The sequence below is a fragment of the Bradyrhizobium sp. 482_C4_N1_8 genome, assembly GCF_052075965.1.
GTDB classification, from domain to species: domain Bacteria; phylum Pseudomonadota; class Alphaproteobacteria; order Rhizobiales; family Xanthobacteraceae; genus Bradyrhizobium; species Bradyrhizobium barranii.
The window spans coordinates 7,781,346-7,794,247 of the sequence record NZ_CP197231.1 but is presented as its reverse complement, the minus strand read 5'-3'; the positions used below and the strand labels follow the sequence as shown (position 1 = coordinate 7,794,247).

12 protein-coding genes are annotated in these 12,902 nt (G+C 65.2%); 5 read left to right on the top strand and 7 right to left on the bottom strand.

Going from position 1 to position 12,902, the window contains the following annotated elements:
- Positions 1-110: 110 nt before the first annotated feature.
- Positions 111-1,841, bottom strand: coding sequence for an adenylate/guanylate cyclase domain-containing protein (locus AB7Z56_RS36900; RefSeq protein ID WP_155794894.1), 1,731 nt, complete (start codon positions 1,839-1,841; stop codon positions 111-113).
- Positions 1,842-2,269: 428 nt separating this feature from the next.
- Here AB7Z56_RS36900 and AB7Z56_RS36895 point away from each other — a divergent pair, with 428 nt between their 5' ends.
- On the top strand, positions 2,270-3,775 hold the full coding sequence (locus tag AB7Z56_RS36895; RefSeq protein WP_063986685.1) for a glycosyltransferase family 39 protein: 1,506 nt from the start codon (positions 2,270-2,272) through the stop codon (positions 3,773-3,775).
- A 256-nt stretch (positions 3,776-4,031) separates the two neighbouring features.
- Entirely contained in the window at positions 4,032-4,274 is a 243-nt protein-coding gene (locus tag AB7Z56_RS36890; RefSeq protein ID WP_063985436.1) for a hypothetical protein, read from the top strand.
- A gap of 12 nt (positions 4,275-4,286) precedes the next feature.
- Here the strand turns inward: AB7Z56_RS36890 and AB7Z56_RS36885 are convergent, their stop codons facing one another.
- From AB7Z56_RS36885 to AB7Z56_RS36870, 4 genes are all read right to left on the bottom strand, one after another.
- Complete coding sequence (locus tag AB7Z56_RS36885; protein WP_063985435.1) at positions 4,287-4,490, bottom strand: hypothetical protein; 204 nt, start codon at positions 4,488-4,490, stop codon at positions 4,287-4,289.
- Between the two features lie 313 nt (positions 4,491-4,803).
- Complete coding sequence (locus tag AB7Z56_RS36880) at positions 4,804-4,938, bottom strand: hypothetical protein (RefSeq protein WP_256376432.1); 135 nt, start codon at positions 4,936-4,938, stop codon at positions 4,804-4,806.
- A 586-nt stretch (positions 4,939-5,524) separates the two neighbouring features.
- Positions 5,525-6,550, bottom strand: a complete 1,026-nt coding sequence (locus AB7Z56_RS36875) for a YcjF family protein (protein WP_063985433.1) — start codon at positions 6,548-6,550, stop codon at positions 5,525-5,527.
- Positions 6,547-8,016, bottom strand: coding sequence for a YcjX family protein (locus AB7Z56_RS36870; RefSeq protein WP_063985432.1), 1,470 nt, complete (start codon positions 8,014-8,016; stop codon positions 6,547-6,549). Before AB7Z56_RS36870 ends, AB7Z56_RS36875 begins: the two co-directional genes overlap by 4 nt.
- Before the next feature lie 179 nt (positions 8,017-8,195).
- On the opposite strand from AB7Z56_RS36870, the gene trhA reads away from it, so the two are divergent.
- Together trhA and AB7Z56_RS36860 are read left to right on the top strand one after the other, a co-directional pair.
- A complete protein-coding gene (gene trhA / locus AB7Z56_RS36865) occupies positions 8,196-8,891 on the top strand; it encodes a PAQR family membrane homeostasis protein TrhA (protein ID WP_028151267.1) in 696 nt (231 codons plus the stop codon).
- Between the two features lie 93 nt (positions 8,892-8,984).
- Positions 8,985-9,779: an SDR family oxidoreductase gene (locus AB7Z56_RS36860; protein WP_063985431.1), complete on the top strand. Its 795-nt coding sequence runs from the start codon at positions 8,985-8,987 to the stop codon at positions 9,777-9,779.
- A 75-nt stretch (positions 9,780-9,854) separates the two neighbouring features.
- On the opposite strand, the gene AB7Z56_RS36855 is transcribed toward AB7Z56_RS36860, so the two are convergent.
- Positions 9,855-10,316 carry a MarR family winged helix-turn-helix transcriptional regulator gene (locus AB7Z56_RS36855; protein WP_084795397.1) on the bottom strand — a complete coding sequence of 154 codons (462 nt, stop codon included), beginning with the start codon at positions 10,314-10,316 and terminating at the stop codon, positions 9,855-9,857.
- A gap of 75 nt (positions 10,317-10,391) precedes the next feature.
- Here AB7Z56_RS36855 and AB7Z56_RS36850 point away from each other — a divergent pair, with 75 nt between their 5' ends.
- The gene (locus AB7Z56_RS36850; RefSeq protein ID WP_283017701.1) at positions 10,392-11,168 is read left to right on the top strand and encodes an SDR family NAD(P)-dependent oxidoreductase; all 777 of its coding nucleotides are present in this window, start codon (positions 10,392-10,394) and stop codon (positions 11,166-11,168) included.
- A 110-nt stretch (positions 11,169-11,278) separates the two neighbouring features.
- Here AB7Z56_RS36850 and mdlC read toward each other — a convergent pair whose 3' ends face one another.
- Positions 11,279-12,901, bottom strand: coding sequence for a benzoylformate decarboxylase (mdlC, locus tag AB7Z56_RS36845; RefSeq protein WP_063985428.1), 1,623 nt, complete (start codon positions 12,899-12,901; stop codon positions 11,279-11,281).
- Position 12,902: the final 1 nt, after the last annotated feature.

The window sequence follows — 12,902 nt, the reverse complement described above, 5'->3', positions numbered from 1 at the left end:
CCATGTCGCTGCGTTGCAGCAAGCCGGTGTTACGTTCGTAACGAGATTGCCGAGCTGTAGCCGCAGTGACAGTGCACTCCCTCTCCCCGCAAGCGGGGAGAGGTGAAGAATCAAGCTGCGACGCGCTCGCTTCGGTCAACCAGCGCCGACAGCTGCCTCGTGTCCGCAACCACGCGCACGGCCAGGGGCTCGTCGCGGCCGCGGATCGCGACCTCCTGCTGCGGCAGCGCATCGTCGGCAAGGCCCGCGGTACGGCGGACCTCCTCCGAGACGATTGCTTCGCAGGCCAGTGTCTTGGTCATGTCCTGGAGCCGGGCCGCGACGTTGACGGCATCGCCGAGCGCGGTGAAGACGATGTGATCGCGATAGCCGATGTCGCCGATGATGACCTCGCCGCCGTGAATGCCGATGCCGAAGCGGATCGGCTGGCGGAGATCGTGGCTCAGGAGCTCGTTGAGCTCGTCGATATGCGTGGCGATGCCGGCGGCAGCCTTCAGCGCTTGCCGGCAGGCGGTCTCCGGATCGGCTGACAGCCCGAACAGCGCCAGCATGCCGTCGCCGACGAACTGGTTCGGCTGGCCGCCATTCTCGATCACGGCCCGCGAGACGGCGCCGAGGAAACGATTGACGATGAAAACGGTGTCGAATGGCAGCCGCTTCTCGGCAAGCTGCGTCGAACCGCGCATGTCCACGAACAGGCTGACGAGGTAGCGCTCCTGGCCGATTCTGGCCGATGTCGAGGCCTGCCCGTCCGCCGAATGCGTGTGGGGCGTGAACAGCTGGAAGAAGGAGAGGTCGGAGTCCGGCCGCAGCTGGCAGGCAAGCCGGATCGAGGGATCGGCAGTGCCGACGCGCGCGAGCACGAAGGCCTCGCGCTGCGACGGCTCGGGCAGGGCGGCATGGTCACCGATGATGCGGATGCGGCAGGTCGAGCAGCGGGCGCGGCCGCCGCAGACGCTGGCATGCGGCACATTGTGGCGCAGGCTCGCCTCCAGCACGGAGAGGCCCTTCGGCACGCGCACCGTCTTGCCGTTGCCGTAGGACAGCGCGATCATGCCGCGGCGCCGCTCGCGCAAGGCGCGCACGCCGCGTGCCGCCAGCGCCAGTCCGAGCAGGCCGACATAGCCGATGGTGAGGCCGCCGGTGATGCGGTCGAGCGTCGCGGCTTCCGCGGTCGAGCCGAGCTGGCGGCGGGTGAGATTGTGCGTGCGCCATTCGCCGTCGTCGACCTCGATCTGCACACTGCGTCCGCCCTGGTAGACGCCGAGCAGCGACAGCGTCGGGATCAGCACGGCGGCGGCGAGCAGATAAGGCGCGGCGCGCGCGAAGAACGGCTTCAGGCGCAGCCAGAAATAGATGCCGATGCAGCCATGGACCCAGGCGATGATCAGCAGGACCGTCATGGTCCAGATGCGGTTCGACGTGACGAAGAACAGATAGAGTTCCTGCGGATAGAGCTTCTGGTGTCCGTACAACGTGTAGCCGAGCCGGACGCCGATCACATGGGCCATGACGAGGGCGGGGATGCTCAGGCCCAGCACGAGCTGGAGCGGCTCGATCGTTCGCCAGCGGAACTGGCGGCGCTGATAGAGCGCGTAGATTCCGAGCCCCATATGCGTGAGCGCGGCCGTATAGAACACGATCGCGATGGGGAGGAACCGCCAGAACGCCGTGTGATAGTAGACCCCGATCTCCATGGCATCGACCGAGATGTTGCCGAGCGCATGGTTGAGGAAATGGCTCACCACGTAGGAGAACAGGATGACGCCGCAGACCAGCCGAACCTGCCGCATGCTGGTCGCGCGGGACAGTTCGGACAATCGTGAGGATGCAGTGGCCATGATTCGGTTTGTATCAGTTCATGAAGGAGAACAGCCAGCGTAGCGTTTAATTCCAGGGGCGGACAGCTGGCCTGATCACATGCGCGGCAAGGTTACCGAACCGTAGGGTGGGCAAAGGCGCGCGCCACACCCACCGCTGTCGTCCCGGACAAGCGGCGCGGCGATCCGGGATCCATAGCCACAGGATCGGATTTGACGAAGACTCGTGGTTACCAGTTCGCGCCACGACTCCTCCCTGTGGCTATGGGTCCCGGGCTCGCGACTATGTCGCGCCCCGGGACGACAGCGATATGCGCGGCGCCCCCGCATTGACTCCCCCTCCCAGGTTGGCGAAAAGGGCGGCCGTGACGACAGCCCCTGATATCACTACGCCCGCAGCCGGCGCCGTGCGCCGGCCCCTCGTCGTGGCCGTGCTCGTCATCGCCGCGATGACGCTGCTGCGCATCGTCTACGCCTCCGCCATCGAGCTGCGCACCGACGAGGCCTATTACTGGACCTGGTCGAAGGAGGGAGCGCTCAGCTTCCTCGATCATCCTCCCATGATCGCCTGGTTCATCCGTTTTGGTACCGCGATCTTCGGCGACACCGTGCTCGGCGTCCGTTTCGGCGGCATCGTCGCGATGCTGGTCACGCAGCTGCTGCTCGCCGACATCGTCCGCCGCCTCACTCATGATGCGCGCGCCATCATGTTCGCGGTGCTGATGCCGGAGGCTGCGCTCTATTACGGCCTGCTGATGGCCAAGGTCGCGCCGGACGTTGCCATGATCCCGTTCGCGGTGGCGATGATGTGGTCCCTGGTGCGGCTCGCGCAGGGCGGCGATGGACGCTGGTGGCTGGCGGCGGGCCTGTTCGCCGGACTGTCGATGTTGTCGAAATTCACCGCGATCATGTTCGCGCCGGCGGTCGCCGCGTTTCTGCTGGTGCCGGATTGGCGCTGGCGCTGGCTGCGCAGTCCTTACCCCTATCTCGCGGTGCTGATCGCGATTGCCGTGTTCTCCCCGGTGCTGATCTGGAACGCGCAGCACGACTGGGCCTCGTTCCGTTTCCAGGGTGTGCGGGCCACCGCCAATTACGGCATCTCGCTGCGCACGATCGGCGACTACATCGGCCTGCAATTCGGCCTGGTCGGCTTCGTCATGCTGCCGGTCGTGCTGTCAGGCCTCGTGATGACGGCGTGGCGCGGCTATCGCACGCGCGAGCCGGTCGCGATCCTGCTGTCGACCGCGGTGCTGGTGCCGTTCCTCTATTTCTTGTTCAAGTCGACGACGCTCAGGGTCGGCGACACCTGGCCGATGTTCATGTGGCCGGTCGGCTTTGCCGCCGCCGCGGTCAACCTCGTCATGCTGTCGCGCGAGCACTGGTCGGCGCGGATGATCCGGTCGAGCATTTTCTGGCTCAACACGGCGGTCGTCACGGGGATCGCCTTCGTCGTCATCGTGTTCCTGTACTACGTCGCCGCGCCCTGGAATCTCCTCGGCAAGATCGATCCGATCGGCGCCGAGGCCGGCTACGAGCAGGTAGCTGCGCGTGCGCAGGCCGCGCTCGACGAGACCGGCGCGACCTGGATCGCGACGACGGACTATCGCACCTACGCGATGATGCGCTGGTTGTTCAGGGGCCGCGTGCCCGTCGTCGAGATCAACGAACGCGGCCGCTTCCAGGATTTTCGCGATCCCGGCATCGATCGGATCAGCGGGCATGCAGGCATCTATGTCGGGCGAGAGCCGGACAATCGCGCACCGGTGTGGGGATCGATCCCGGCGAAGCGCGAGCAGCTCGGCCAGGTCGAACGTCGGTGGCGCGGCGTTCTGACGGATACCTACGTGATTGAGAAGCTCACCGGCTGGACGCCGGAACTCTCGCCGCCAACGGATTCGCCGCTGTTTCAATGGCGGGTGCTGGCGGGGGAATTCGAGAAACGTACGCTCGCCTAGCGAGGCAACCTTCTTCCCTTCTCCCCTTGTGGGGTCCCAAAGGCAAACGAGGCCACGCGTTGAAGCGGCCTAGCGTGACATGAGAACAACATAGAGCAGAAATCTGAGCTGATCGCTTAGCTGCAACCAGCATTTTTCCCGACATTCACAGGCCGCCATCCCAGATTACCACCCGCTCAAGCATTTAAGCCGCTAAGCTGGAGCTATCGTGACGAAACATATTTTCTCTTATTGATATTATCTGCGGGGATAGGACATGTTTGATGTCTATCGCAATGGCAAGCGGGACTTCCTCGTCGTCAGCAACGGCTCTCCGATGCCCGCGCTCTACTCTTCCAACAAATGGCGCAAGAGCAGAGCGAGAGTTCTCAAGGTCAGCGACGAGATCAGGGCAGCCGTCCAGGAGCGAGGTTATTATCTTGGCAGCGTGCGGGTGACCAAGAAGGACCTGATCCACACCGGGTGCACCGTTGCCGATACGACACCGGGCAATCTCTAAACATCCGGCCGACTAGGTCGGCAACCGCGCCAGCCCGGCCTCAATCACGACGATGTCTTCCTCGATCTGCCGGATGGTACTCCTGCAGTCGATCCCGGTACATGCATCGAGATCTGCGATAAGTTTGCGACGCTGTGTCCGAAGCTCATCAAGAGCTGCTTGGTCCTTGAGGGAAACGTAGCCCTCCACGATCAGCTCAATTGCACCTGCCGCCATCAAACTCCCCACGCCTTGTTAGCCCCGTCAAGGCACTCCCGACCAGGCGAGGATCGATCGTGCCAATTGGTTGCGCGGCTCAATCCCGCGCACTGAGTTCTTCCAGAACAACGCGCCTCCGCAGCTCGTGCGCAGCAGCGGTCAAATGAGACCCTGCGATCAGCCCGAGCCGCTTCAATCTTGGGAGAGCGACGGGGTCACACAGCTCGATCGGGAGCCCGGCGCCCAATATCGCAATGGCGCGTTGCTCCTCCGCGTCGAGATCAGTCCAGGGGATGCCCTTCATCACCGGCCTCAAATCGTCCAGTGCACCTCAAAATCCAAACGCGCGCCTGATTTGCCGCAGCATATCCGTGGCCGCGTCGGTGTACCGACCATTGGTCAGGTATCGATCCAGCTGCAGTGTGCTGATCAGCGCCACAAGCGCTGCCATTAAGCCCTTAAACATTGGGCCTCTCCTGAAAGAGACCGCCAACCGAGCGTGTCGAAATATTGAGACGTTCTCAGAATGCGCGCCGCATATGGCGGCCTAATATGCAAATGGTGACATTGACTGGTAACCAGTTTCTTAACGGGCTGATGCGCCGTGGTATGGGGCGGCCAGAGGCTGACTTGAAAGCGGCGACTTGAATTGCCGCCTCCTTGTGCTCAGTTGCCATTAACTGCGGCACATAATCCTCCAATACTCGAAAGGGCTAACTCGATAGTTCGCTTGCGAGGTGCGGCTTGACTGAGCAAGGTCATTTTACCGGACAATTGCCCTTTAACCCCGTCCGGGTCTGCCTCAGATCAGCCGGCGAGGGATGATATTCCGCTCGTTGGCTCGATTGGGTGGCATCAGCTGCTCGGAGCCTTTCGTGTGGTCCTTTGCTGTTGCGGCACTGTTCCTGGCGCTGTTGGTGTTTGGTGCGGTCGGGTTTATCATTGTCAGCTTCGACTTTCCCGATGAACCGCGAGCTTAAGCTTCGCTCATTCAGGCGCCGCGCCATGTGTCGGTCCGGCGAATGGCGCGAACGATGGCGCGGATAGCGCCGCTACTCCTCGTCCTTCTTCCGCAGCAGATCCGTCGCGAGGTCCGACAGTTTTGGCGGCGGCAGCGCCGCGAACGGCAGCGGGCGCGTCACGTCGATCGCGGCCAGACCCAGCCGCGCGGTCAGCAATCCGTTCAGCACACCTTCGCCGAGCCGCTGCGACAGCTTTGCCGCGATGCCATGGCCGAGCATCTGCTGCACCAGGCTGTCGCTCGCGGCCATGCCGCCGGTGATAGCGAGATGGGCGATCACGTGGCGGAGCAGGCGGATCATGCCGAGCGCGCCGGGGCGGCCGCCATAGAGAAAAGCGAGCTGACGGATCAGGCGCAACGCGGCTACGAACACGAACAATACGTCGATCGCCGCGCGTGGTGAAACTGCGGTCACGATCGAGACTTTTTGTGCGGCCGACGACACCAGTCGCCGCGCTTCCGCATCCAGCGGCGACATCAATTCGCGCTCGGCAAGCCGGATCATGTCGGCGCCGTCGATGATCTCGCCCGTGTGGCTCTCCAGCGTCGCGCGCGCGCGTGCAAGCTGCGGATTTTGGTGCGCGATCTTGAGCAGGTCCTGCACGATCACGCGGCTCTCCTTGCGGTCGTCACTGGCAAGGACTGCCGCGGCGCGCGCATGCAGCTTCTCGATGGTTGCAAGGCGCGCCAGACCAAAGGCCTCGCGCCCGATCACCACCGCGAGCGCCAGTGCGGTGACGAAGGCGAATGCGAGGCCGACGAAGCCGAGCGTTTCGCTGCGCGCAAACAGATCCTCGATCAGACGGACCACGCCGAGCCCGGTGCCGAGCAGCGTCAGCCCGCCGAGCCCGGACCAGAACAGCGTGCCCCAGGGAAAGCCGCGACGCGCCGGGAGCGCGGCCTCGATCGGCACCGGCAATGCCTGCGGATCGTGCTCGGGCGTGATCTGGATCGTGGTGCGGCCAAGCCGCGCCGCTTCGTCGGCTTCGGTGACAACGACGCCGGGATCGTCGAGCCGGAACGTCGCCGGCCGCCGCGGCTTGGATCGGTCGTTCATGACAGCTTGTCTCCGATCAGGAACTGCAGGGCACGGTCGAGGCGGATGTGTGGCAGCGCCGGCTCGTCATTGCCTTCGCGTTCGAGCTTTGGCGGACGGAAGCGCAGGAAGCGAAAATCGCTCTTCTCGGCGGCCTGGGTCGCGAGGCCCCGGAATGCGTCGGTGCCGTTGAACAGCGCCTCGGGGTCCGGCGGCAGGTCACCCGGAAAGGTCGCAACCTCCGTGTTGCCGTCAAAGAACTCGCCGCCGGCGCTTTCGCCGGCCGCTGGCGTTCCCAGGATCGACGGCAATTTGTCGCGGCCATGCGCGACCTGGGCCTCGCGCGTGGCGCGAACGGCGGCGAGCGCCACCACGTCGATCTCCGCGCCGGTATCTTCCGCACGCACCACTGCCCGGGTGACCGCGCGGCGCAGCACCGCCTCGAGCCGGTCGTGACTGGAATGATGCAGATGGTCCGCCTTGGTCGCCGCGAACAGGATGCGGTCGATACGCGGCCGGAACAGGCTGGAGAGGAACGTGCTGCGGCCGATGCGGAAGCAGTCGAGAATTCCGGCAAGCGCGGCTTCGAGATCGTGCAGCGCTTCGGGGCCGGAGTTGAACGCGGCGAGCGCATCGGCCAGCACGATCTGGCGATCGAGCCGGGCAAAATGATCATGGAAGAACGGCCGCACCACGACGTCCTTGTAGGCCTCGAAGCGGCGGACCATCATCGCCCACAGCGAGCCGTCCGGTGCCTGGCCGCCCACGCGTACGTCGAGCGGCGCAAAAGTCAGCGCCGGCGTGTCGGCGAGATTGCCGGGCATCAGGAAGCGGCCGGGCGGCAGCAGGCTCATCGCAAAGCGCTCGTCGCGGCAGGCGCGCAAATAGCCGGTGAAGAGCTTTGCCGCGGTGAGCGTCGCCTGCTCGTCCTCGCGCGCCTCGGGCTTGAGCGTCGCGAGATGCGCGTGCCAATCCCCCGCAAGATGCGCGCGGGGCGCCTCGCGCGACAGCGCGAGGCTTTCGACCGACCATTGCTCATAGCTCTTCTGGAGCAGCGGCAGGTCGAGCAACCACTCGCCGGGATAATCGACGATGTCGAGCGTCAATGTGCGATCGGCGCCGTTCTGGCGCTGATAGTCGATGACGAGCCTGAGTTCGCTGATGTCGACGGTCGAGTTCGGCCAGCGCCGCTCCTCGAGCAGCGCGCGCAAATGGTTCTCATAGGCGAAGCGCGGCACGGCGTCGTCCGGCTGCGGCGCCAGATGCGCCCGCGCGATCCGGCCGGAGGCATAGGCCTCGAACACCGGAAAGCGGCCGCCGCGGGTGAGGCCGTGGATCAGCGCGGTGATGAATACGGTCTTACCGGCCCGTGACAGGCCGGTGACCCCGAGACGCACCGTCGGGTTGAAGAAGTGCTCGCCATAGTCGATCAGCGCCCTGGCCGACAGCCGCGCTTCTTCGACCATATCCTGGAAACTGAATGCCATATGAACGTGATTGATCTCGGGGCGGGCGGAACAGTGAAGCCGTTCACAAAAGTGGCAATTGCGTAGGGAAAATCAAGCTTCATACTTCCACCGCCTTTGTCGGCAAATCAGCCGTTTGAACGATGCGCCGATCGCGAAAGACCCTACAAGAGGGCATTGTCTGAGCCTTGCGGATTGCCATGACCGTCTTCCAGCTGAAACAGCTCGCATCCACCTCCGTCCACGCCGCGGCCGACGCGATCGGCTGGAACTACGACCGTGCCGAATTGATCGCGGACGGCGTGATCCACGCGATCGGCGTGTTCTGCGGCATCGTCGCCGCCACGGTCCTGGTGGTGCTGACGGCGGTTTATGCCGACGCCACCAACATCGTCGGGGTCTCGATCTATGTCGCCGGCCTGCTCTCGATGCTGGTGCTGTCGGCGACCTATAATCTCTGGCCGGTCTCGCCGGCCAAATGGCTGCTGCGGCGGTTCGACCATTGCGCGATCTATCTGCTGATCGCGGCGACCTATACGCCGTTCATCCTCGAGGTGAGGGACAGTGTGTTCGCGCTGGTGCTGCTCGGCGGCGTCTGGTGCGTCGCGATCCTCGGTATCGTGCTGAAACTTCTCTACCCCGGCCGGTTCGACCGCGTCGCAGTCGGAATCTATCTCGCGATGGGCTGGAGCGGCGTGATGGTCTACGACGCCGTGGTCAAGGCGCTGCCTGCGCTGGTGCTGGGCTTCATCCTTGCGGGCGGCCTGCTCTACAGCTTTGGCGTGATCTTCCATGCCTGGCGGCGGCTGCGCTTCCAGAATGCGATCTGGCACGGCTTTGTCTTGGCCGGCGCGGCGTGCCATTATACCGCGGTGCTCGACCTCGTGTTGAGCTGAGCAAGATCCGCGAAGCGGAATTAGCGAAGCGGTATAAGATAGCGAAGCGCTATCCGAAAAGAGAAGCGCTACAAGACAAAGAGGAGACGTCGCATGCAGGTGACCGGCAAGGTCGTGGTCGTCACGGGCGGCGCAAACGGCATCGGCAAGGCGCTGTGCGAGGCCTTCCACAAGGCGGGTGCCGCCAAGGTCGTCGTCGCGGACATGGACGCCGCCAATGCAAGAGCCGTCGCCGCCACGGTGGATGGTGCGGCCTTCAGATGCGACGTCGCGCAGGAAAAAGAGATCGCCCACGTCATCGAGGAGACCGAGCGGCAGTTCGGCCCGATCGAATTGTTCTGCTCCAATGCCGGCATCGGCGGCGGCTTCGATCCGATGTCGGTGAATGCCGGCGGCGCCTCGGACGAGCCCTGGCAGCGGAGCTGGGCGATCCATGTCATGGCCCATGTCTATGCGGCGCGGTATCTCATTCCCCGCATGAAGGCGCGCGGCGGCGGCTATTTCCTCAACACGATCTCGGCGGCAGGCCTGCTGTCGCAGGTCGGAAGCCCCGCCTATTCCACCACCAAGCACGCCGCGGTCGGCTTTGCCGAAAATCTTGCGATCTCGCACAAGGCGGACAATATCAAGGTCTCGATCCTCTGTCCGCAGGGCGTCGACACCAACATGCTGCGCTCGATCCCGAAGGGCCCGCAATCCGGCGACGGCGATCTCACGCCGGAGCAGGTCGCGAAAGACGTGCTCGCCGGCCTCGCGCAGGAGACCTTCCTGATCCTGCCGCACCCCCAGGTGCTCGGCTACATGCGCAAGAAGACCGAGAATTACGACCGCTGGATCGGCGGCATGGCCAAGATCCAGGCGAAGATGCGGGAGGAGTTCGGGAAGTAGCCGGCGCAGTTTCCGCGATTGACCCTGTCATGCCCCGCCTAGTGCGCAATTGCGTACGGGGGGCGGGACACCTAGCTACGCCGCCGACTCCCCCTCGTCCTCCATCCGGCTCTGCCGCAGCGCCCGCGCATAGAGCATCATGCCCTCGCGCACCGTGCGCTGCTCGGTCTCTGTCAGCGCGGCCAGCGCGCCGCGCACCTGCTGGCGTCCGAACGCGTGCAGCGCCTCCAGCGTGCGCCGGCCCTTCGCCGTCAGCGACAACAGCTTGCTGCGCGCATCGGCTTCATCAGGCGTCTCCCGCAGCTCGCCGCAATCGACCAGCTTGCGCACCAGGCGGCTGACGCTGGATTTCTCCAGCCGCAGGAAATCGCCGAGCTCGCCTGAGTTCATCGGGCCGCGGATGCCGATCTCCAAAATGGTGTGCACCGCCGAGGGCGGATAGTCCGAGGCCGCCACCGTCGCATCCATGAAGCCGAGCTCCCGCACCATCAATCGCGAGGCGGCGCGGATGTCGTCGATCAGCGCAAGCTCGGCCATCTTGACTCCCAGCATATAGTTGTATCATACAACTATATGCGCGCAACGTCGCGCGCAAGCGTTTTGGAGTGAGCCATGAGCGGAACTGTGCCGGCCGGGATGCGGATGAGAGGCAAGGTCTGCCTCGTCACGGGCGGCGGCAGCGGCATCGGCCGCGCCACGGCGCTGCGGATGGCCTCGGAAGGCGCCGAGGCGATCGTCGTTGCGGGGCGGCGCGAAGCCGAAATCAAGGACACCGCCGCAGCGTGCCGGGAGCTCGGCGCTGACTCGATCGCGATCCAAACCGACATCACGCAAGAGGATGACGTCGAACGTCTGGTTCGCACGGCGGTCGAGCGTTGCGGCCGGCTCGATGTCGCCTTCAACAATGCCGGATTCCAGGAGCGCCGTGCGCCGCTGGAAGAGCAGGGCACGGAGATCTACGACACGGTGTTCGACACCAATGTCCGTGCGCTGTTCCTGTGCCTGCGCCATCAATTGCCGGCGATGCTGGCGCAGGGCCGCGGCAGCATCGTCGTCAACGCCTCCGTCAGCGGCGTGCGCAATCCCAATCCCGGCTTCTCGCTCTACTCGGCCTCGAAGGCCGCCGCGATCTCGCTGACACGCTCGGCCGCGATGGAGAATGCCCCGCGCGGCATCCGCATCAACGCGATTGCGCCGGGCCGGGTCGTCACCGACATGATGCTGCGCGCCGGCGTCGGCGATGTCGCGACCGTCAGTGCGGGCCTGCCGCTGCGGCGGATGGGGAGCCCGGAGGAAGTCGCGGAGGCCGTGGTGTGGCTGTCGTCCGACGCGTCATCCTATGTCGTCGGGCACGTGCTGGCGGCGGACGGGGGATTCTTGGCGTCGTGATGTCGTAGTCGTAGTTCGTAGCCCGGATGGAGCGCAGCGTAATCCGGGGCCGACTCGCTTGCGGCACGATTCCCGGATTTCGCTTCGCTCCATCCGGGCTACGCGCCCCCCTAATGCTTCTGCCCGTACAGCACCGGCACCGTCGAATCCACGACGACCTCGACGAGGCTCGTCCCCTCGAACGCCATTCCGCGCTCGAGCGCCTCGCCCAGTTCCGCGGCCTTGCTCACCCGCACCGCATGGCAGCCCATGCCCTCGGCGAGCCTGACGAAATCGATCCCCGGCAGTTCCAGCCCCGGCACGTTCCTCACCTGCATCACCTGGCTGAACGAGCGCATCGCGCCGTAGCCGGAATTGTTGATGACGACAATGGTCAGCGGCAGTTTTCGTTGCGCGGCGGTCCACAGCGCCTGGATCGAATACATCGCCGAGCCGTCGCCGATCAGGCACACCGTCCGCTGCTTCGGCTTGCCGAGCGCCATGCCGACCGCGGCGGGCAGCGAGTAACCGAGGCCGCCGCTCGCCATCGTGTAGAAACTGTCCTGGCCGCGCATCGGCATGAACTTCTGCATCGCCGGCCGGTGCGAGGGCACTTCCTCGACCAGTGACGCGTCGTCCGGCATCGCCTGCGACAGCGTATGCAGCAGGAATTCAACCGGCAGCGGATCGGCGGCCTGCGGTGCCGACGGCAGCGTGCGGCCCTTTGGCGTGGCGCGTTTGCTCTCCGGCAGCAGGTCGAGCAGCAGGCTGAGCGCCGGCTTCATCGTCGCGACGATGCTGGTGCCGACCGGCGTCACCGCGGCCGCGTCCGGATCGTCGGTGATCTGGAAGATCGTCGCGCCGCTGTCGAAGATCGCGGCATGGCCCTCGACATGAAAGGTGAACACGGGCGCGCCGATAACCACGACCACATCGTGCTCACGCAGCGCGTCGGACAGCTGCGCCGGCGAGGCGTGCAGGAAGCCCGCGAACTGCGGATGACGCTCGGGGAACGAGCAGCGCGCGGAGAACGGGCTGACCCAGACGCTGGCCCTGGCCTTCTCGGCCACGCGCACCATCAAATCGACCGCGCCGGCGCGGTCGACGCCGGGGCCGACCACGAGGGCGGGATTCTTGGCTGAGCCGAGCGCGGCGACCAGCGCCTTCATCGCGTCAGGCTCGGGCCCGATCTCGCGGCTGACCTTGCGCGCATCGACCGGTGCGGTCGCATGGGCCCAATCGTCGATCGGGATCGACACGAAGGTCGGCCCGCAGGGCGGCTGCATCGCGGTGTAATAGGCCCGCGCGATCGCGGCCGGAACGTCCTCGGGCCGGGCCGGCTCGACGCTGTACTTGACGTAAGGCCGCGGGAATTCCGAGGCGCGCTCGGCATAGAGGAACGCCTGCAAGGGCAGGATCGAGCGCGCCTGCTGGCCCGCGGTGATCACGAGCGGCGTCTGGTTGCGGTGCGCGGTGTAGATATTGCCGAGCGCGTTGCCGACGCCGGCCGCCGAATGCAGATTGACGAAGCCGGCATTGCGCGTCGCCTGCGCGTAACCATCGGCCATGCCGACGGCGGAGGCTTCCTGCAACGCCAGCACATAGTCGATATCATCAGGCCAGTCGCTCAGGAACGGCAGCTCGGTCGAGCCGGGATTGCCGAACACCCTGTCGATGCCCAGCGAGCGCAGCAGATCGAGCGTCGCCTGCTTCACGGTGACGGACTTGCTGCCGCTCTTGCCGTTCTTGGCCATG